Origin of the sequence: Kribbella sp. NPDC050820, from assembly GCF_040653975.1 — a bacterium.
Taxonomy (GTDB): Bacteria; Actinomycetota; Actinomycetes; order Propionibacteriales; family Kribbellaceae; genus Kribbella.
The window spans coordinates 17394-36342 of the sequence record NZ_JBFAHB010000087.1; the positions used below are offsets into that span (position 1 = coordinate 17394).

The 18949-nt window shown below is 66.5% G+C and carries 22 protein-coding genes; 14 read left to right on the forward strand and 8 right to left on the reverse strand.

Going from position 1 to position 18949, the window contains the following annotated elements; genetic code table 11:
* The first annotated feature begins 33 nt into the window (after positions 1-33).
* The 11 genes from AB0H36_RS41755 to AB0H36_RS41805 are packed head-to-tail and all read left to right on the forward strand — an operon-like array spanning position 34 to position 7641.
* A complete protein-coding gene (locus tag AB0H36_RS41755; protein ID WP_360536534.1) occupies positions 34-471 on the forward strand; it encodes a phage tail protein in 438 nt (145 codons plus the stop codon).
* Entirely contained in the window at positions 468-2174 is a 1707-nt protein-coding gene (locus tag AB0H36_RS41760; protein WP_360536536.1) for a phage tail sheath subtilisin-like domain-containing protein, read from the forward strand. The genes AB0H36_RS41755 and AB0H36_RS41760 overlap by 4 nt, the downstream gene beginning before the upstream one ends.
* A complete protein-coding gene (locus AB0H36_RS41765; protein ID WP_360536538.1) occupies positions 2167-2607 on the forward strand; it encodes a phage tail protein in 441 nt (146 codons plus the stop codon). The genes AB0H36_RS41760 and AB0H36_RS41765 overlap by 8 nt, the downstream gene beginning before the upstream one ends.
* Positions 2608-2628: 21 nt before the next feature.
* Complete coding sequence (locus AB0H36_RS41770; RefSeq protein WP_360536540.1) at positions 2629-2826, forward strand: hypothetical protein; 198 nt, start codon at positions 2629-2631, stop codon at positions 2824-2826.
* 10 nt (positions 2827-2836) lie between these two features.
* Positions 2837-3520: a hypothetical protein gene (locus AB0H36_RS41775; RefSeq protein WP_360536542.1), complete on the forward strand. Its 684-nt coding sequence runs from the start codon at positions 2837-2839 to the stop codon at positions 3518-3520.
* Entirely contained in the window at positions 3517-4629 is a 1113-nt protein-coding gene (locus AB0H36_RS41780) for a contractile injection system protein, VgrG/Pvc8 family (protein ID WP_360536544.1), read from the forward strand. The genes AB0H36_RS41775 and AB0H36_RS41780 overlap by 4 nt, the downstream gene beginning before the upstream one ends.
* A 6-nt stretch (positions 4630-4635) precedes the next feature.
* Complete coding sequence (locus AB0H36_RS41785; protein ID WP_360536546.1) at positions 4636-5226, forward strand: phage baseplate assembly protein V; 591 nt, start codon at positions 4636-4638, stop codon at positions 5224-5226.
* Positions 5227-5238: 12 nt separating this feature from the next.
* Entirely contained in the window at positions 5239-5625 is a 387-nt protein-coding gene (locus AB0H36_RS41790; RefSeq protein ID WP_360536548.1) for a PAAR domain-containing protein, read from the forward strand.
* A gap of 1 nt (position 5626) precedes the next feature.
* Positions 5627-6052: a GPW/gp25 family protein gene (locus tag AB0H36_RS41795; RefSeq protein ID WP_360536550.1), complete on the forward strand. Its 426-nt coding sequence runs from the start codon at positions 5627-5629 to the stop codon at positions 6050-6052.
* A 39-nt stretch (positions 6053-6091) separates the two neighbouring features.
* Positions 6092-6559 carry a Mov34/MPN/PAD-1 family protein gene (locus AB0H36_RS41800; protein ID WP_360536552.1) on the forward strand — a complete coding sequence of 156 codons (468 nt, stop codon included), beginning with the start codon at positions 6092-6094 and terminating at the stop codon, positions 6557-6559.
* The gene (locus AB0H36_RS41805; RefSeq protein WP_360536554.1) at positions 6529-7641 is read left to right on the forward strand and encodes a patatin-like phospholipase family protein; all 1113 of its coding nucleotides are present in this window, start codon (positions 6529-6531) and stop codon (positions 7639-7641) included. Before AB0H36_RS41800 ends, AB0H36_RS41805 begins: the two co-directional genes overlap by 31 nt.
* Before the next feature lie 85 nt (positions 7642-7726).
* Here the strand turns inward: AB0H36_RS41805 and AB0H36_RS41810 are convergent, their stop codons facing one another.
* Positions 7727-10885, reverse strand: coding sequence for a hypothetical protein (locus AB0H36_RS41810; protein ID WP_360536556.1), 3159 nt, complete (start codon positions 10883-10885; stop codon positions 7727-7729).
* Positions 10886-10972: 87 nt separating this feature from the next.
* On the opposite strand from AB0H36_RS41810, the gene AB0H36_RS41815 reads away from it, so the two are divergent.
* Positions 10973-11266, forward strand: a complete 294-nt coding sequence (locus tag AB0H36_RS41815) for a hypothetical protein (RefSeq protein WP_360536558.1) — start codon at positions 10973-10975, stop codon at positions 11264-11266.
* Positions 11267-11326: 60 nt separating this feature from the next.
* Here the strand turns inward: AB0H36_RS41815 and AB0H36_RS41820 are convergent, their stop codons facing one another.
* From AB0H36_RS41820 to AB0H36_RS41850, 7 genes are all read right to left on the reverse strand, one after another.
* Entirely contained in the window at positions 11327-11659 is a 333-nt protein-coding gene (locus tag AB0H36_RS41820; protein ID WP_360536560.1) for a DUF2116 family Zn-ribbon domain-containing protein, read from the reverse strand.
* A gap of 317 nt (positions 11660-11976) precedes the next feature.
* Positions 11977-13362, reverse strand: coding sequence for a wax ester/triacylglycerol synthase domain-containing protein (locus tag AB0H36_RS41825; RefSeq protein ID WP_360536562.1), 1386 nt, complete (start codon positions 13360-13362; stop codon positions 11977-11979).
* Positions 13355-13894, reverse strand: coding sequence for a hypothetical protein (locus tag AB0H36_RS41830; RefSeq protein WP_360536564.1), 540 nt, complete (start codon positions 13892-13894; stop codon positions 13355-13357). The genes AB0H36_RS41825 and AB0H36_RS41830 overlap by 8 nt, the downstream gene beginning before the upstream one ends.
* The gene (locus tag AB0H36_RS41835) at positions 13884-14888 is read right to left on the reverse strand and encodes a hypothetical protein (protein ID WP_360536566.1); all 1005 of its coding nucleotides are present in this window, start codon (positions 14886-14888) and stop codon (positions 13884-13886) included. Before AB0H36_RS41835 ends, AB0H36_RS41830 begins: the two co-directional genes overlap by 11 nt.
* On the reverse strand, positions 14885-15484 hold the full coding sequence (locus AB0H36_RS41840) for a hypothetical protein (protein ID WP_360536568.1): 600 nt from the start codon (positions 15482-15484) through the stop codon (positions 14885-14887). Before AB0H36_RS41840 ends, AB0H36_RS41835 begins: the two co-directional genes overlap by 4 nt.
* Complete coding sequence (locus tag AB0H36_RS41845; RefSeq protein ID WP_360536570.1) at positions 15481-15723, reverse strand: hypothetical protein; 243 nt, start codon at positions 15721-15723, stop codon at positions 15481-15483. The genes AB0H36_RS41840 and AB0H36_RS41845 overlap by 4 nt, the downstream gene beginning before the upstream one ends.
* Before the next feature lie 267 nt (positions 15724-15990).
* Positions 15991-17049, reverse strand: a complete 1059-nt coding sequence (locus AB0H36_RS41850; RefSeq protein WP_360536572.1) for a polyprenyl synthetase family protein — start codon at positions 17047-17049, stop codon at positions 15991-15993.
* A gap of 222 nt (positions 17050-17271) precedes the next feature.
* On the opposite strand from AB0H36_RS41850, the gene AB0H36_RS41855 reads away from it, so the two are divergent.
* Positions 17272-17817, forward strand: coding sequence for a hypothetical protein (locus AB0H36_RS41855; RefSeq protein ID WP_360536574.1), 546 nt, complete (start codon positions 17272-17274; stop codon positions 17815-17817).
* 36 nt (positions 17818-17853) lie between these two features.
* On the forward strand, positions 17854-18723 hold the full coding sequence (locus AB0H36_RS41860; RefSeq protein ID WP_360536576.1) for a hypothetical protein: 870 nt from the start codon (positions 17854-17856) through the stop codon (positions 18721-18723).
* Positions 18724-18949: the final 226 nt, after the last annotated feature.

Sequence of the window (18949 nt, forward strand, 5' to 3'; positions counted from 1 at the left end):
CTGACTGCCCGACCTGACGACTGGAGCGTAGCTATGGCCACCACCGGTGCCCGGATCGACCCGTACACCGCCTTCAACTTCACCCTCACGATCGATGGCGTTCAGGTCGGGGGGTTCTCGGAGATCAGCGGTGTCAACAACGAGAACGACAAGATCGACTACCGCGAGGGGGCCGAAGGACCGACGGTCCGCAAGCTGCCCGGCCTGAAGAAGTTCGGTGACATCACGCTGAAGCGCGGATACACCACGGACGACGCGCTGTGGCAGTGGCGCAAGACCGTGCTGGACGGCAAGACCGTGCGACACGACGGAGCCATCCAACTCAACGACGAGAGCAACAACAAGGCGCTCCGCTGGGAGTTCACCGCCGCATGGCCGTCGAAGTACTCCGCGCCGGCGTTCAACGCCAAGACGAACGAGGTCGCCATCGAGGAGCTCGTGCTCCAGGTCGAGAATCTCGTGCTGGCATGATCACCGGCCCGGAAACGCCGGCCCGCCCGGCGCCGCTCTCCTCGTACCGCACCCCCGGGGTACGGATCGAGTGGCTCGACGCCCCCCCGCAGCAACCGGTCCTCGCCCGCACCGACATCACCGGCTTCGTCGGCGTCGCCGAGCGGGGCCCGCTGCACCAGCCGGTCCTGGTGGAGTCCTTCGAGCAATACATCGGCGTGTTCGGCACCGGCCGCGCGCAGGGCAACCTGCCGTACGCCGTTGAGGGCTTCTTCGCCAACGGCGGGACCCGCTGCTGGGTGGTGCGCGCGGCGGACCCGGCTCGGGCGCGTTTCGCGTTCCTCGACCTCCCGCTCACGACAGGCCCCGACAGCGGGGGCCGCCTGCACCTCACGGCCACCAGCCCGGGCACGTGGGGCAACAGGATCCGGGCGACGCTCCAGCCTGACCCGCTGCATCACGGACGGTTCACCCTCGTGCTGAGAATGGGAGCGGTGCTCGAGATCTGGCGCGACGCCGGCGTCGACCCAAACGGTCGGCGGTTCGTCGTCTCCGTGCTAGGGGGTGGAGGTTCCGCTACGGGATCCCGGCTGGTGACGGCCGCGTGGACGCCGGGGCCGTGGAGATCGGAGCGTCCCCGAACCACGGAGCACGCCGGAACGACGGAGCTCGGCCTGGCCGGCGGCGCCGACGGGTTGACAACCCTAACGCCCCGGCACCTCGCCGGCTCCCACCCGCCCTCCCAGGACCCCTGGGGCGTGGCCGCCCTGGACGCGATCGACGAGATCGGGATCGTCTGCGTCCCCGACTGCTGGACCACACGACGCCCGGCGTCGACGACACCGACCCCGCTTCCGCGCGACTGCGCCCACCCCGAGGCTCCTGCCGCTCGAGCCGACCTCCCGGCGGACCGCGCACCGGAGCGTCTCGACCTGAGCGACGACCAGGCCGCATCCCTCCAACATGACGTGGTCGCCCACTGCGAGGCCCGGGGCGACCGGGTGGCGCTGCTCGACGCCCCACCCGGGACCGTTCCCAGAGCCCTCGAGTGGAGGGCAGGGGCGCCGAGCTCTGCCTACGCCGCCGCCTACTACCCGTGGCTGCGGGTGGTGGACCCGGACTCGACCACAGGCGCGGTCGTGGAGGTGCCGCCGAGCGGCCACGTGGCTGGGATCTGTGGCAGGGTCGATGCCAGTCCCGGCGTGCACAAGCCACCGGCGGGTGAAGTGGTCGAGCTCGGCGTCGACACGGCCACGCCACTCGACGACCTCGACCACGGCGACCTCAACGAGGCTGGCGTCAACGCGCTCCGGGCCGGCCGGACGGTGCAGGTGATGGGCGCGCGCACGCTCAGCCGCGACTCCCAATGGACGTACCTCAACGTCCGGCGCCTGGCGATCATGATCGAGCGCACCGTCGAGCGGGCAGCGGCCTGGACGGTCTTCGAGCCCAACTCTGGGCGCCTGCAGGCGGAGATCACCCGGGTGGTCACAGGCGTCGTCGAGGAGGTCTGGCGCCGCGGGATGCTCAGCGGCGCCACCCGCGAGCAGGCCTACCGCGTCGTCTGCAACGCCAGCAACAACCCCGTGGAGGATGTCCTGGCGGGCAGGCTCGTCTGCCTGGTGTACCTGAACCCGCCGCCGCCGGCCGAGTTCGTCGTCCTCAGGATCGTGCGGGAGCCTACGGCGGTCACCGCGGCCGGAGGCGGTGGGGGCAATGGGTGAGACCGGACAGCGGACAGACCCGTTCCTCGGCTTCCGGTTCGAGGTCACCGTCGACGGGATCGCGGTCGGGGCGTTCTCGGAGTGCGGCGGCCTGCAGCACGAGGTGGAGTTCGTGGACTACGCCGAGGGTGGGCTGAACACCCATGTGCACAAGTTCCCCGCCCGGGGCAGGCAGACGCCGATCCGGTTGAAGCGCGGGATCGCCGACCGGGTGCTGTGGGACTGGTACGCGTCGCTGCTGGCCGGAACCACCGTGCGCCACAACGGGGCGATCCGGGTCCTCGACGCCGCGGGCAGTGGTGTGGAGGCGGAATGGCGGTTCAGCAGGGCCCTGCCCAGCAAGTGGACCGGCCCGGAGCTGAACGCCACGCAGAGCCAGGTCGCGGTGGAGAGCCTGGAGCTCGTACACGAAGGTCTGGAGCGCGGCCGGTGAGCCGCAGGAGGGCGGCCGTCCGTGGTCGTGCGCATCGAGAACCTGACGAGCACCGTCCGGGCGGGGCCGGTCGGGAATCTCACTGCAGAGCAGGTGGAGGAGATCGTCCGCCTGGTGGGCGCCCGGCTGCAGGCGAAGGAGCCGCAGCCGAAGGAGCACGAGCGGGGCGACGACGGGGCCCTGTACCGCAGCGCCCTGCCGCCGCTGCGGACGGACTGAGGAGGCCGCCGTGGCACTGGTGAAGGCGATGATCGAGATCCTCGACCAGGGCGCCATCGACTCGGGACGCGGGCTGCCGCAGTTCATCCACGTGCAGTTCAACCCCACCGAGTATGCGCTGGCGAAGTCCGCCACGTTCGCCGAGATTGCCATCCCGGGGCTCGACTCACCTGTGCTGCAGTTCGTACGCGGCCAGAGCGAGAAGCTGACGCTGGATCTCTTCCTCGACACCACCGAGAACGGCCTCGTGCAGGAGCCCGACGACGTCACGGAGCTGACCAAGGCCTTCCACGAGCTCGTCCGCGTACAACCCAGGACCCACGCGGCGCCGCGGTTCAAGATCACCTGGGGCAAGGGCCTGACCTTCGAAGCAGTAGCCGAGTCGGTCACGCAGAGGTTCACTTTCTTCAGCCCCGAAGGCGTGCCCCTGCGTGCCACGGTCTCCCTCGGGCTGCGGGAGTACCGGCGACTCTCCGAGCAGCTGAAAGACCTCAACCTGCAGTCCAGCGACCACACGCGCACCCACGTCGTACGACGGGGAGAGACCCTGGCCTCGGTCGCGGCCAACCACTACGGCGACCCCCGCACGTGGCGCGTGATCGCCGACGCGAACCCCGGGGCCGACCCGATCCGTCCCGCCCCCGGCTTCCGCCTGACGGTGCCGCCGCTGGATCCGACACAGGTGCCGGCATGACCACCGCCGTACCGATCACGACGGGCGCCGACAAGGAGACGCGCGACTTCTACGTCCCCGGCTTCCTGCTGACCTCACGCGGGGGCGAGCTGCCGGCGCAGGTCGTGCACGACGTGACCCAGGTCAGCTACGGCGACGACCTCGCCAAAATCGATCACGTCGAGATCACGGTCAGCAACTGGGACGACGAGAAGTACACCTTCTCCTACAGCGACGGTGACCGGTTCATGCCCGGCAAGGAGATCGAGCTGTGGCTCGGCTACCAGGGGCAGGGCAACAAGCTCCGCCGCATGATCACGGCCGAGATCACGTCGATGAAGCCGACGTTCCCGGCCGGCGGCGCACCTACCCTCGTTGTCGGCGGACTCAATGTGCTGCACCGGCTGCGGGGCAAGCAGCAGTCGCGGAAGTTCGAGAACCTGACCGCGAGCCAGATCGCGCAGAAGGTCGCAGACGGCCTGAATGTCTCGCTGCGGACCGCTCCGCGCAATGAGAGCCCGTACCCGTACCTCTTGCAGGACAAGGAGTTCGACCTCCTCTTCCTGATGACGCTCGCCCGGTGGCACAACTACGACATCTTCGTCGAGGAGGGACAGGACAAGCTCGGTCGGCCCAGGGTCTACTTCGGTCCGACGGACGGGACCGACCAGGTCGTCTACAAACTGCACTACGGCGCCACTCTCACCCAGTTCGACCCCATCCTGTCGACAGCCAGGCAGGTCGAGTCCGTGACGGTCCAGGCCTGGGACCGGCTGCAGAAGAAGAAGATCGAGGTCACAGTGGACCGGTCCGATCTCGGCCTGGGCAAGCTCGACGGCGAGCTGCAGCAGGCGGTGAAGGACCGAGGCGAGGTCGTCACCGCGACCGTCGCGAACCGTGCCGAGGCCGAACAAGTGGCGCGAGACCGCCTCCGCGAGATCGCTCAGGGCACCGTCACAGCGAGCGGCTCCGTGGTCGGTCTGCCCGACCTCCGAGCCGGCGCGGTGGTCGAGATCTCCGGCGTGGGGACGCGGTTCTCGGGTCGCTACGAGGTGATGTCGAGCACCCACACGCTGGGCTCGAGCGGCTACACCACCGCGTTTACCTGTCGGCGCGAACGAGGGGAGTGAGACGAGATGGAACACCTGAGCGGAGGCGCGGTGCCCGGCGTCGTCCCGGGTGTCGTCATCGACCTCGATGACCCGAAGCGGCTGGGACGGGTGAAGGTCACGTTCCCGGACCTCGGCGATGTCCCGAGCGACTGGTGCCGCATCGTCACGCCCTCGGCAGGTGGCGGACGCGGCGTGCTGTTCCGCCCGGAGAAGGGCGAGGAGGTGATGGTCTGCTTCGAGCGTGGCGACATGCGCTCTGCGTACGTGCTCGGAGGCGTCTGGAACCAGACCGACAAGCCGCCGACGGACCCGGACCCGGTCGCAAACGACATCCGCTCGATCACCTCGCGGAGCGGGCACGTCATCACCTTCGACGACACGAAGGGTAAGGAGAAGATCGAGATCGTCGCCCACGGGAGCAAGCAGAAGGTCGTCATCGACAGCGCTGCCCCGAAGATCACGGTCAGCGCCGAGACCGGTGACGTCGAGGTCACTGCCGCCGAGGGCGACATCACCCTGCACGGACGCACCGTGAACATCAAGGCCGACCAGCAGCTCACGCTCGACTGCCAGGGACAAGTCAAGGTCAGCGACAGCACGATCCAGCTGAACTGAAGGAGGAGGTCGATGCCTGCATCTGCGGCCCGCGCCGGTGATCGCGTCACCGCGCTCGACTCGCACTTGATCCAGCCGCCTGGCACGACGCCGCCCGTCGTCGTACCGCACCCGTTCAGCGGCATCATCGACGGGTCCGTCAGCTCGAACGTGATCATTGGTGGAGCCGGTGCCGCCACGGTGGGCAGTACGGCGTCCAACACCCCGCCCCACCTGCCGCAGGGCGGCACCTTCGTCATCCCACCGACCAACCGCGGGCAGATCGTCCAGGGCAGCGCGACCGTGCTGGTGAACGGGAAGGGCCTGGCCCGCGCGGGCGACCAGGCCCAGACCTGCGACGACCTGGGCCTGATCACCGGCGTGGTGGTCGCGGTCGGCATCGTTCTGGCAGGGAGCTGAGATGACCGAGCTCGCCGACGACTCCGCCTTCATCGGCCGCGGCTGGCCCTTCCCGGTCCGACCCGACCCGGTCGCGGGCCGTCTGCCGTGGTCGGCGCACGAGGAGAAGGTGCGCCAGAGCATGTGGCTGATCCTCGCCACGGCGCCGGGGGAGCGGGTCATGCGGCCGGACTTCGGCTGTGGTGTCAACGAGCTCGTGTTCCAGCCCAACACCGTCGCCTTCCACGGCGTGGTCGCCGAGCGGGTGCGCACCGCCCTGGTCCGATGGGAGCCCCGCGTGGACGTGCTGGGCGTGGACGTCACCGCTCCCGAGGACGCTGGCAACGTCCTGCTCGTAAAGGTCGACTACCGGATCCGGGCGAACAACGCCGCCGGGAACCTGGTGTACCCGTACTACCTCACCGAGGGACCGGGAGGTGCGGCATGAGCCGACAGCTACCTTTCCGAGCGCTATTTCCAGTTCGCGGTGGACGGAGCGCAGGAACGTGTCGACTCCGAGCTGAAGCGGACCGGGAAGGTCAGTGGCTTCGTGGGGTACTGGCACACGCATCCAGGTGGCCGGGCGTATCCGAGTCCGACCGACGAACAAGGCATGGCTTCAATCGTTCGGCCTGACGGCAGGCGGACGCGTGCGCTGATGCTGATCTTTGCTGGGAACGAGGAACGCTGGTCGAACTGGCGGGACGGATCCGCTGGATCGGAGCCCGAGATCTTCGCACGGGTCGTGCCGCGCTCCGCCAGCCTGGTAGCGGCTGGGCATCCTGGTTTCGCCGGTGGGCAGGACCTACAGCATCTGCCACCTGGATCGTACTTTCGTGGTGGATACAGCGGTGCTGATCGGACGGAACGCTCCAGTGGCGCTGCGTCTCTCGGCATGTCGTCGGAGCGCGTTCGTATGCGATGGTGGTCGCCAAGACTCTGGCGGCTCCGATGAGTGGCGTACAGCGGCCGAAGATCGGGTTGGCATTCTCCGGTGGTGGCTCTCGGGCAGCAGCTTTCGGGCTCGGGGCACTGCGCGCTCTGCACGACCGCAACCTCCTTGGGGACGTCGAGGTGGTGTCCGGCATCAGCGGCGGCAGTCTGCTGTCGGCCCTGTGGGCCTACGGGCCGTCCGACTTCGACGAGTTCGACGAGTCGGTCACCAGGCTACTGAGTCGTGGTCTACAGACCGAACTGATTCGAAGGGCGTTCTCTCCACGGCGGGCTGCGGCGAACCTGACGAGTGGAGTCGCTGCGGCACTTCCTGGCCGGAACCGCCGCAGCACCAGAACCGAATCGCTCGTCGACACCCTGGCCGCCCGATCCTTCGGCAGGAAGACCATGCCCGAGGTCACACAGCCAGGGCTGGATGTCATCATCTCGGCGACGGACCTCTCCACCGCCAACGCGGTCCGCTTCGGCAGCAAAGTGAGTTCGTGCTCGCCGTACGGTGTGATCAGCGAACCCGTTCCGGTGGCGGACGCAGTGGCGGCCTCGGCCGCGTTCCCGGCCTTGCTGCCACAGCTCAACAGGTCGTACACGTTCACGCAGTCCGACGGCACGGTGCGTCGCAAGACGATGCTGATGACGGACGGCGGAATCTATGACAACCTGGGTCTCACCCCGCTGTTGCCTGGACGCTCGAGTGCGTTCACGAGCCATGTTTACGACCTCGACTATCTGATCGCGATCGACGCCGGAAGCGGCCGAACGACTCCGCGTGCTCCGAACCGCTGGCTGTTCCGGATGAAGCGCAGCCTCGAGATCGCACACATCCGCAACCAGGACGGAACGCGCGCTCTTGTGCACCAACTCGCGGAATCAGGTCGACTCAAGGGAATCGTGTACAGCTACCTCGGCATGAACGATGCAAGGCTGCCTCGCCCGCTGAAGGACCTGGTACCTCGGCAACGTGTGTTCAGCTACCGAACCAACTTCGCGAAGATGAGCCCTGAGAACTTGGCAGCGCTCACGACCCGCGGAGAACAACTCACCCGAACGTTGATCGATGCGTACTGCCCCGAGCTCGGGCGTTGAACATCATCGGTGCGAACGGCGGCGTCAGAACATGCGCGGGCGGCCATGTCTGCGCTCAGCCGTAAGCGTCGAGCACCCGCGTATGCTAAGCCCATCCCTCCATCGCCCGATGTCTTGCATCGACGTCTGGGAGACTGGTCGTCCAAGCGTCTGTCAGAGATTTCCACAGGCGCGGCCGGTGGTGAGCGGCTATCCGATCGGCCATGGCGAAGAGTGCGCGGCGCCGACGAGGATCCGGTGACCGCTCGACTTCTCGGAGGATGTTCGCCAGGGCCTTCTTGGTATCAGTGAGATCGGGCTGGCTCCCAATCGCCACCGCCGCACTCGGCAGTTCCTCGGTGGTGATCATCGTCAGATCTTCTGTCAGTTCGACCGCGAATGGGCGTAGGACCTGCCACCCGAGTTCGCGTAGCACCGCCAACCGGATCGCCGGATCGGTGCCGGAGACCGCCGCAGAGAAGACGCTGTGGGGGTCCTGGGCCCTCAAAGTCATGAGGATTTGATCATCCCAATCCAGATTGGGACCGTCGCTGTTGTCCGCCCATCGGAACGTCGGTGAGGCGGCGCCCTGCATCAACTTCAGGAGGGCTGGCACCAAGATCGGATCCGGAGACGCCTCGACCCTGAGAAGGGCAACGCCGAAGCGGAGATGTTCGGATACCGGCGCGCAAGCATCGGGCCGGTTGAGGTCCGATGCGCTATCCCCCGCCCGACCCAGAGCTGCTGCGCGATGGTCGGGATACCTGATGAGCCCGATGCGCATCCAGTCGGTCGCGTCATCCCAGCCGGCGAGTACGGTCTCCGGCTCGATCTGAGCAAACATGACTTGTGTCCACGCGTCGCCGAGCGCGGCGGGAGCGAGCAGCTGCGCTGGTTCGACGGGCGGCATGATGCGCTGAGGTTCGTCATCAGGCCAGTGGTACGTCGCCGTGCGAGCGATCAGGTATGCCTGGACGTCGGTCGGATCACCACATTTGATCAGATCCGCGGCGTCTGCACGCCCGGTTGCTGCCAATGCCTGTGCTAGGCGAATCCGCCTCGGCCAGGGGGTCCGCTCGTAACCCTCGACCAACCTGGCGGTCAGATCATCGGGCAGGTCGCGCAGCACCGACCCCGGGAAGAACGGCTGATCACGCACTAGATGCTCGACGACGACGCGTTGTGCTGCAATGAGGTCCAGACTGGCAAGCTCCTTGGCATTCTCCAGGCGACCGCCCCAACCGCCGTCGGTCTCGATGAACTCGAGCAGTATCTCGCGGACTCGTTTGGGGTCCATCGCCAGGAGGTTGGCAGCCTCGCCCGCGCTCACCCACCCGCCTGGCAATGGGGTTTCAAGGAGGGTTCGCGCTGCGCGTTCGAGATCGAGCCGATAGCGGACCGCGTGATCAGTGGCGAATGCGAAGTCGACTACGTCTTGATCTACTGGAGACCGGCCAGGAAGCTCGTCCATCAGGCTGAGCAGCATCAGCCCGTACCGGTCGGCGGGGTCCGCATGTTGGTGCAGGGTCCACAAGCGGGCCCGCCAGGCCTCGTCGAGGGCCGGATGACGGCTGGACAGAATACCGGCGTAGAGCTCGAGTACCACAAACCACGTGTCAGCCAGCGAACGCTGCGCCGCGTCGACCATGCCGCTCTCGGGATTCCGCACCGTCTTCGCGTACATGAACTCCGCGCAGAGGTACTCCTGGATCGTTCGGTGCAACCAGATGAAAACGGCGTCCGCAGAAACGTCCGAACCGGCCGCGTGTCCGCCGACCAACGGAGCAGCACGAACGAGGAGACCATCCTGAGTGAACAGCGGATTCACGTGGGCACGAAGGTTCGCTGGCATCAGGGTCCGCGCCAGGCGCCACGTCACCTCATCGCCCCAATCCTGCGACTCCTCTGCGGACCGGTCCCCAGTCGCCATCGACCAGGCCAGGTAGCTCGCCGCCTCAATCCGTTCGATCCGCTCGGCTTCGTTCGGCGGGCTGTACGCGGGGGAATCCTTCTTCCACACCTGACTCAGCAGCAGCTCGATCGCTCGTGCGTAGAGAGGAGCGCGTCTCGTCGGCATGTCCACGCTATGGGAGGCGATCAGTGCCGAGAACCCCGCCAGGACCGGAACCTCCATCAACGACGCGAAGTCGCTTGAGGTCTGCATCGCGGCGAGCAGCCTCGATTTCGGCGATGAGGCGGGGGCACTGTGGCGGTGCCAGAGATCGATGAAGGCCGTGATCTGCTCCCTTCCGAGCGTACTGATCACGAACTCGGCCGCCTCGGCGAGTGGTGGTGTGTAGCCCGTGATCCGCGAGGCTACGATCACCCGGCCGGGAAGCGCGAGAGTTTGGAGCCCGCGCTCGACGGCCTTCCTGGCCGCATGGTCGGTCACCTCGTCCCATCCGTCCAGGAGCACCTCGCTCCGACCAGTCGCGACGTCGGATCTCAGCGCTGCAGACGTCTCCGCATCGCCGTCGATGACCAGACCGTCGAGGACTGCGGCCACCAGCGCGTCCAGGGCCTCATCCCTCGTCGGACGCAAGCGTTGCGACAACCGGGCCGCGAAATGAGTCAGGTGTGCGTATGCGGGCCTCCGGCCGGCGTCTGTCAACGCGAGCGCATGCATCTTAAGGATCGTCGACTTGCCGAAACCAGGATCGCCCAGCACGACGAGGTCACCATGCTGCGTCGCAAGGGTCTCCGTCCACGTCTCCCCGTGTCGCCAGGTAAGTCCGCTGTAGCGGCCGGGAGCGGAGACGACCTCAGGGTCAGGCGCCTCCCAACGCACAAGTCTGCTCAGGGCGGCGACGTCGATCAACCGCATACCGGCCGGGTAATATTCCGGCAAGCGGTCCAAAACCGAGCGGTACGCATCCGCGATCGCATCACGACTTCGCTCGCCCGCTGCCTCTTGCAGGCTGCGGACTACGGCTGGACGGAAGTCCTCGTCGTACTGCCGGATTGCCCGGACAAGCGCTACCGCGACGTTCGGCGGGAACGCGGCGTGCACGCCGTTGCGAACATCGAGGATCGGATTGAGCATGGCGCGGTCCTCGACCGGCCGACGCTTCTCGGCGGCGATGAAATGCGGGAGCGATATGGCGCAGCCGTCGGCGCCCCAACGGGCCAGGCGTGCCACGGACCGTGCGCTGGGTTCACCCGTGGACGATCGACGAGCGCCATCACTGTGCAAGTCCTGCATCAGGCCGCGGTACAGCAGGAGGCGCTGGCAGAACTCGCTCCAAGCGCCGACGGAGTCCTCCACCGAACCAGGTTAGCCGAGTTCGGAACGGTGCCGTTCGTGTCATTCGTGCCACATCGCCGGTGACGAGGTTGCCGTCAGGGTGGTCCTATGCCAATCGACGTACGCGATGTGAAGGGCCTGACGCAGGTGGACCCGGCGCTGGCCGCGGTTATCACCGAAGCGCTGGTCGCCGAGCAGCGTGACGCGAACGACCTCGCCCGACGCCAGCAGTTGATCGGCGTCCTTGGAATCCTTTGCGGTGCCCTGATCTCGATCCTCTTTGGCTACTGGTCCTTCCTCCTGCTGAACGCCGGTCACACCATCGGCGGCTGCGTCCTTGGCACCGGGGACCTGAGCGCCCTGGTCGCAATGTTCCTCAGCACCAACCGCCGATCCCGCTGAGTCCACAGAAACGCAGCGGTGATGCCGCCCGTATCTCAAGCTCCTTTACGCGCCACGCGCCTACATCCGGTTCCACCTAGCGTACGGAATTGGGCCCGAGATCAGGCGCGTCTGTGCGCGGCGGAGGGCTTCGCGGAGGGTCCCGTTGACGCGCTGAAGTTCGCTGACTTGGTGCTGCAATCGGTCGACTTCTGCGAGGAGCCCGGTGATGTGTTCGGCTTCGATTGCTTCTGCCGAGCGGACCCGTTTTCGGCTTCGCCAGTGCCGGAGGCGGCAGCGATCTGAGCAGAAGCGTTGGTCGGATCTGGCTGGGGTGTAGGTGTCGGCGCAGTGTTCGCAGACGTGATGGCGGGCGGCCGGAGCATGTCCGAACGGGGGTGGTAGATCGTCCATACATGCTCAACGGCGGGCGGTGGGAAGTGCCGGAATACTCGTTGCAGATTGGTGAAACGCCTCAGGTGCCAGATGTGTGACGGTCATGCTAACGCTGCTTGGGCGACATCGAGTGCGTTGCGCTGTCTGCAAAACCGGCGATTCGTTGAACCTTCACCTATAGATCGGGCGCCCACGCTGGCAGGTGAGGAAGCGCCCATCGCGCCGTGTTTGAAAGCCTGGTCGCTGTTGTCGCCTTCGGTCGGTTTCAAGTTCGCGACAGACGAACCGCGAGTCTTGATGGGACTCCGGCTGGTCGGTCCGATCGAACACGTCGGTCAGCTCCTCAGCTCCCGGCCGACGTGACGGAGTGCAGCAGCCAGGAACTCCAGGTCGGGGACGGCCAGCGGATCCGCCACGAGTCCGAAGTTGGTGGTCCCTCCGAGGCTGACCACGCCGAAGAGCAGCCCTACGCCGTTCGATCGGGGAAGGATCGGACATGTCCCGAGGTGGGCTCGTCCGGCGAGGTAGAGCGGGCGCCTAGGCCCTCGCATGTACGAGACCACGGCGTGCACCAGGTTCTGGGCGCCGAACCACCGCGCCAGCGTCTGGTTGACCGGTCCGGGAAGCGACGGCCCCGACGCGATGAGGTCGGCGATGGCTGTAACGGCCTCGGCCTGATGGCTGTGACGCACCCGCTCCAGACTCTGTGCGATATCGTGCAGCCGATTCGCCTCGGGCACCGGGCCGACTGGCAGGTCCACGACATTGAAGGTCGCGTGGTTCCCCAACTCGGCAGAGCGCGAACGGAAGGCCACCGTGCGCGGGATAAACACGCGGAGTGTGTCGAGCTCGGTGCCCCGGGCCAGCAGCAGTCGGCTCGTCGCACCGGCGACGATGGAGAGTATGACGGCTTCGAGGCTGACGTCGAACCGGCGCCGGATGCCCTGCAGGTCGGCCTCAGGTATTGCGGCGGCGGCGTATCGTCGGGCGCCCGGCCGCGCCGGTCGGAAGGGGTTCGGTGGCGCCGTGCCAAGCTCGGCAAAGGTGCCGAGTCCCTGGAGCAGCGCACCCGTCGAGATACGATCCTCGTCGCGGTCGGCCCACCGCGCCGTCCGTTGCGCGGCAGTACGGAACGTGTCGACCGCCTGCAGAGCGAGCGTCTCAGCCACCAGCGCGTTATCGTCCGGAGCGGGGTCCGGCGTCCATGGCTCAGGTGGAGGCGGCGCATAGGTTCGATCGGCAGAGAGCAGCAGCTTGCCGATCTCGATGCCGCTCATGCCGTCGATGAGAGCGTGGTGCCAGCGGAGCACGACCGCGCTTTGCCCGTTGCCGGTACGGGGAATTACGGCGACGTCCCAGAGGGGTCCGCTGCGGTCTAAGGGCTCGGACACGATCGCACCGGCGAACGCCAGCAGTGCGGCCCCGTTAGGGACCTGGTGGAGCGGCGCCATCCGGATGCGGGCGCTCAGGTCGAAGGCTGCGTCATCGACCCAGACCGCGGAGGCACCGGCGAGCGGTACTGTGGCCAGCCGCTGACGCAGGCGCGGCAGGAGATGGATCTTCGATGCGAACAGCTTCGTGAGGTCGATGAGGAAGGCGTCGTGGTTCGTTCCTTCGACCGTGACGAGTGCTCCGACATTCATCGTCGAACCGGGCGCCTCCTGGTCAAGGAAGAAGCGGTCCTGAGGCCGGAGCCGGTCGCGCGGACGACTGTCAGGCATGGAGATCGACCGTGGCTTCGGCGAGGAGACCGAGCTGACCCAACAGTGCGCTCTCGGCGTCACTGGATCCGGTGCGCCAGTCAACAAAGGGCTGCCGGTGGGTCGTGCCGGCTTGGTCTCGGAACTGGCGCGCCAGCTCCCGCAGCTGGGGCACGCGGCTGGAGGCGTCGAGAAGTAGTTCGATCATCCTATACATCCACAGCGTGTCGGAGATGGGAGAGCGGATCTCGATGCCTCCGCTCCTCACCGCCTGATCGATTTCGAGGTCGGCGTCGAGCAACCCGAGGACAACGACGGTGGTCGTGAAGCCCGACCCGTCGCATGCGACCCCTGGGTCGTCTGCCTGAACGCGCATCTCGCTCTCGGCGAGAGACTCGACGAGCACGATATCGTCGTCAAGGCCGATGCGCGCCGTTCGGCCGGTGAGGATGGAACGGAGCTGGGCGCCGGCGCCGCAGTGGTCGGTATCGAGCGCTGCCACCAACTCGGGGAGCCAGAATCTGAGACCTGACTCCGGGCCGTCAGTCGACATACTCGAACACCCCTCGGCCGTGAAAGGCGAAGCGCTCGCCGCCGCGCATCCCTGAGGCGCGGAACGGTCCAAACATCTCGTGGATGTAGGAATAACCGGGAAGCTGGGGATCTGCCACGATCAATTGGATGGCGTCCTCCACCTGCAAGCGCGCTGTCATTCGATCGAATCCGTCGTCGACCCGTAGCTCGATGGTTCCTGGCAGCCGCGGACTCGACCGTTCTGCATGCAGGGCTGCCATCGCACCCGGCAGGCGGCGGGAACAGCCGCGTCTCCAGCTTGCTAGGCGGACCTCCACAGACGAACCCCCGTACGACCGGTTCAGCCAGCCGTGCCGGGCGGGAAGCGCGATCGTGACGTTCGCGGCACCTTGGCCGTGCGCGCGGTCGGTCGCCCGGCTCATTACGAGGGCGCCGTGCTCACTCGGCCATGCCGCCCACTCCCAGCCAATGTCCTCTCCCCAGTGCCATCGTCCCCAGTTGTGGTCGTGGTAGGCGAGTGCGTCGTCGAGGCTGATCCGACGTCCGGGCGCCTCCATATACCCCTTCGACCTGAGGAGCGGGGTCGCTCGCCACGCGATCCAGCCCGAGCCGAACGGCATCGGGGCCACCGTCTGGATGACGCGGGTCCGGGGCACTGCCTCGATGTGGACGGCTAGGCCTGAGGTCGGATGGCGAAACGTCGTGGTCATGCCACCGCTCACCGGATCGAGCTGGACGACGAGTTGGTCGCCGACGGCCAGGGTCCGCTCAGTGATGGTCGTCTGCGAACGCGACACCGTCTCGTGGTACGTGCTCCAACGTCCCGCGTGGTGCACGAGGGCCGTCGTGCTGACGACAGCGCGCGGATCATCGGCGGCACCCTGCACAGCGCCGTTCAAGACGATGGCGATACCAGTCGCAGCGTCAAACACGTTGAGGTGGAGCCAGTCCTTATATGAGGCGGCGAGCCGATCGTTGGGACCGGGCGGTCGGAGCAAGTCGGCGAAAATCATCGCAGCATCCGGCCTTGTCCGGCTGCCTGCTCATCGGCGCTGGTGACGCGGTCCAGGAGGGGGCCAGCTTGGATGACATCACTGAGCGTCGCGGCAACCTCGCTCGCGAAGGCCCAGAGGCCGACGAGAAAGTCGACGGGATCGACCGGCTCGGCCGAACGCAGAATGCCTATGCCCGATCCTTCGAAGACGCTGGCCAATGCGGCATCGACGGACTCCGAAATGTCGGGAGCGAGCACGAGGGCGACGTCGTTGAAGAAGTCCTCCAGCATGGGCGTCGGCGGCGACGCCGATGCCAGCGCTCCCAAGCCGAGGCGACCGAACAGCAGGTCCAGGTTCTCGGAAAGGCGGCCTCGATCGAGGGCGTCACGCATGTGCCGCCCCTCGACTGTCTCGGCCACCGATCGTCCGAGTGCGGCGAGACCGGCGATCATCGATGCGACCGCTTGCGCGCCAGTGATGGCGGAGAGCGTGGCGGCTCGCGTAAGCACGCCGACAAGCAACGTCGTCGTGCCGCGTCCCAACTCCATGGGATGGTCGACAAAATCGGCCCGAGGCGCCGACGACGCCGGGCCACTCGCGTCGGCCGGACTCACCACTCGCTCGATTCATGTACGACGATGCGCAACGGCACCATCCCGGTCGTGGCGAGGCACCGGATGGACCCGTTGTAGGTTCCTTCCGGCACGCCTGGGGCGACTGTGACGGCGAGATCGATGATGGTCGTCTCTCCCGGAAACAGCAGCCGCACGGCCGACCGGAGCACATGGTCGGGTGACCAAGTGCCGCCGTCGGCCCGCCGCAACACGGTCAACGCCGGGCTGACCACGACCACCGCCGACTGTAGGTTCTGTACCGTGAGCGTGGCGCGTATGAGCTGGCCGGCCGATGCCTCGGCGAGGAGCGGTCGTGGACCTGGAGTGAGCACGCAGCGCGGTGCCCAAGGGCCGAATGAGACGATGACTTGGCGGATTGAGGCGACGACCCCCTCGATCGCGTCGAAGGTGAGGCGTTGCCTGCGGCTCGAGGGCGACGCAGTCGGCGGCGCGTCGAACAGATCCTCACGGGTATGTATGCGGATGGGCACGAGTCGACCCCCGTCCTATTTGGCTCGCTCGACTACATACCACAGCATCTCTCTGAGGAAATGACGAGCCTCATTCTCCTCATAGAATGTCATGCTGTACTCGTCGAGTGCGATCGCTCTTTCGACAAATCGATCTGCCATGCGGCGTCCGTGGGCGATCGAGCCGCGTTCGATCATGGCGTCGAGGAGCCATTGCACATCGGTGGGCTCCTTCTTCCGACGTGGCGTCTGCAAGATGGCCAGCGCACGCTTGCGGGACGCCGTGTCAGCCTCGCGCAAGAAGTGGAGCAGCATGAGTGTGCGCTTCCCCTCCCAGAGGTCTCCCGCTGCCTCCTTGCCGTAGACGCTCGGCTCGGCTTCGAGGTTCAGCAGGTCGTCACAAATCTGGAAGGCGATGCCGGCCAGGTGGCCCAATTCGATAAGCGGAACGAGATCCCGCTCCATGGGAAAGCGCACACCGGCAGGGCATCCGCACAGCACACCGATGCGCAACGGAGCGATCACTGTGTACCAGCATGTCTTCTTGTACGCCATGCGGACGTAGTCCTGATCATTGAGATCGAAGATGTCCTGCCGTATCCAATCGAGTTCGACCGCCTGACCCTCCACCGACTCGCGTGCCATGCGTTCCACCTCACACAAGATGAGCAGAGCCCGTCGCAGTCCGATCACTTCGGCATTGCGCAGCAACAATTGCATCGCCAGAACATTCGTGGCGTCACCGACGTTGACCGCCACCGCGGCCCCGTGCAAGCGGAGCATGGTGACCTCACCCCGGCGGAAGTCCGAATCGTCTTCAACGTCGTCATGGACCAGGAAGGCGTTGTGGTACAGCTCAAGTGCGGCAGCACTCAGCCGCGCCTGCTCTGTGCGGCCGCCCGCTGCTCGGGCCGAGGCGATGAGTATGGCGGGTCGAAGGCTCTTGCCCTCGCGGAAGGGGTAGTCGGCGAGCAGGTCGTAGAGCGGGCCGTATCCAGTCGGACGGTTGCCCTCGAAGAGTTCCTGCAGCTCCTGGAGCACGATCTCACGGGACTCTCGCAGGAGTCGGTCGACGAGTGAGCGATCGTAAGCCATTCGCCTCTCCCTTACGCGAGCGCGGATCCGCACCGCTCGAATAGTCCGACGCCGCGACGCTTGAACTGGCACAACTGCCATTGGAACGGCGGCGGTTGGTGCCGCAAATGGAGCATTCGTTGGCTTAAAACGGAGGATTCGGTGGCTTAACATCGAGCATTCTGTGGCATAGCATCGAGGATATCGACGTCTCAGATTCTGGGAAGCTGAACGAGGTGTTTCATGGGCAAGGTTCCGGACAGCTTCGACATTGAAGCTGATGTCAACGCCGTCGTACAGAGCACGTCAGGCATCGATGCCGACGTCGACATGGACTCGCGCATGGCCATCGACACGACCATGCGAATGCCTGATCCGATCCGCGCCGCGGTCTCCGTTGAGCCACTGCGGACTGAGATGGACACGGTGTCGCGACTCGCGATCACCGAACCGATCCGCACCGAGATGCAGATGGACGTGAAGCCGGTCGTCCTGGACCTCTGCATCAATCTCGGCATCAACAAGCTTCCGCGGACGAAGGTCAAGCGGCCGTACCATCACTGCCTGGCTGTCTCCGTCCTCGGTACGGAGTTGGCATCGGTGTCGCTGCGGGGTCACCAAGACATCGTCATCGACGATCCTGACATCCGTCCGGCAGTGGCTTGGGGCTCCGACGAAGGGGTCCGAAACCCTCGACCGCCGGCCCACCACCGGGCCGATCCGCCCGAGCCCGAGGTCATCGGGGCTGATGGTCGTCATGGCGGCCTGCGCATACGTATCGGCGACTGACGTCGCCGGCCCGCTCGACCCGGCCGAGGAGTCCAAATGAACGGTCGAGCCACCGGCCAACCGCTCGCCGTCACCGAGACCCTCGCCGAGGCGCCCGGGCCGCGTCTGCGTGCCAACCGGTGCCGGGCCTCGATGGTATTGCGCAACGCGGGAGACGAGCGCGTCGTCATCCGCTCCGCCGAGGTGCGCGACCTCGACGGGTTGCGAGGGGCACCGGGTGAGACCTTCGATGTCCGCGTCCTGGGGTTGCTGCGCTCGGGCGCGTCGGCGCGGATTCCCATCCGTTTCGAGGTTCCGCCCACCGCTGCCCCCGGGTCGTACCGCTTCGACGTGACCGTCGGGGACGTGCAGGAGTCTATGACCCTTCAGGTTGCGCCGCATCCGCAGCTGAGGCTGTCGCCGAGTGTCGTCTTGGTAACCGGGTCCGGTCACTCGTCGCGCCTGGTGATCGCAGAGAACGGCGGGAACCTGGACCTATCCCTCGCCGGCGTGATTGCGGCGCCGCTTGATGACGAGCTGATCATGTGTCGCTCGCTCCGAGGCGCATTGAGCCTGTTCGACGAACTGGACGAGGCTGAAATCGACGTTGATCGGCTGGTGGTGCGGGCGGCAAAGACGGCGGGCACCGCGTTGGCGCACGCGATCCTCGGTGTGCGCTTCGTTCCTGACGACGAGCCACTCCTGCCGGGAGCGTCGACGCGGTTGGTGGTCGAGATTGACACGCCCACGACGCTCGACCCTCGCGGTCGCTACGTCGCCATCGTTCCGGTCTTGACGACGACGCTCACGGTCGTTGTCGTCCCCACCAAGGTCGGTGGCATCACATCACCGCCCGTGCCGGGCCAGCCTGCGGCTCGGGCAGCCGCGAAGAAGGCGACGAAGCGGAACTCGACCAAGCGTAACTAGAGACAGCACGTCCGTCCCCCGGAGGGCAGCATGCAACGAACGACCAGTCAGCGTGGTTCCGGTCGATCGACCACCTTTGACCAGACCTCGTCAGCCATCAGCACGCTTGCTTCGTCGATGGTGTCGGCCGTCTGTCGACGGCACGTGAAAACTGACCCCCAGACGGCAACTGAAATCTGACCCCTTTCCGAGACGCTGGCCTCAGGCGAGGTCAGGAGGAAGCGGG

Excerpts from the sequence above, each read along its gene's own strand:
- AB0H36_RS41795 (WP_360536550.1), top strand. The coding sequence starts at position 5,627 with ATGACCGAGCTCGCCGACGACTCCGCCTTCATCGGCCGCGGCTGGCCC.
- AB0H36_RS41815 (WP_360536558.1), top strand. The coding sequence starts at position 10,973 with ATGCCAATCGACGTACGCGATGTGAAGGGCCTGACGCAGGTGGACCCG.
- AB0H36_RS41835 (WP_360536566.1), bottom strand. The coding sequence starts at position 14,888 with ATGATTTTCGCCGACTTGCTCCGACCGCCCGGTCCCAACGATCGGCTC.
- AB0H36_RS41755 (WP_360536534.1), top strand. The coding sequence starts at position 34 with ATGGCCACCACCGGTGCCCGGATCGACCCGTACACCGCCTTCAACTTC.
- AB0H36_RS41825 (WP_360536562.1), bottom strand. The coding sequence starts at position 13,362 with ATGCCTGACAGTCGTCCGCGCGACCGGCTCCGGCCTCAGGACCGCTTC.
- AB0H36_RS41830 (WP_360536564.1), bottom strand. The coding sequence starts at position 13,894 with ATGTCGACTGACGGCCCGGAGTCAGGTCTCAGATTCTGGCTCCCCGAG.
- AB0H36_RS41820 (WP_360536560.1), bottom strand. The coding sequence starts at position 11,659 with ATGGACGATCTACCACCCCCGTTCGGACATGCTCCGGCCGCCCGCCAT.
- AB0H36_RS41765 (WP_360536538.1), top strand. The coding sequence starts at position 2,167 with ATGGGTGAGACCGGACAGCGGACAGACCCGTTCCTCGGCTTCCGGTTC.
- AB0H36_RS41790 (WP_360536548.1), top strand. The coding sequence starts at position 5,239 with ATGCCTGCATCTGCGGCCCGCGCCGGTGATCGCGTCACCGCGCTCGAC.
- AB0H36_RS41760 (WP_360536536.1), top strand. The coding sequence starts at position 468 with ATGATCACCGGCCCGGAAACGCCGGCCCGCCCGGCGCCGCTCTCCTCG.
- AB0H36_RS41780 (WP_360536544.1), top strand. The coding sequence starts at position 3,517 with ATGACCACCGCCGTACCGATCACGACGGGCGCCGACAAGGAGACGCGC.
- AB0H36_RS41850 (WP_360536572.1), bottom strand. The coding sequence starts at position 17,049 with ATGGCTTACGATCGCTCACTCGTCGACCGACTCCTGCGAGAGTCCCGT.
- AB0H36_RS41785 (WP_360536546.1), top strand. The coding sequence starts at position 4,636 with ATGGAACACCTGAGCGGAGGCGCGGTGCCCGGCGTCGTCCCGGGTGTC.
- AB0H36_RS41855 (WP_360536574.1), top strand. The coding sequence starts at position 17,272 with ATGGGCAAGGTTCCGGACAGCTTCGACATTGAAGCTGATGTCAACGCC.
- AB0H36_RS41860 (WP_360536576.1), top strand. The coding sequence starts at position 17,854 with ATGAACGGTCGAGCCACCGGCCAACCGCTCGCCGTCACCGAGACCCTC.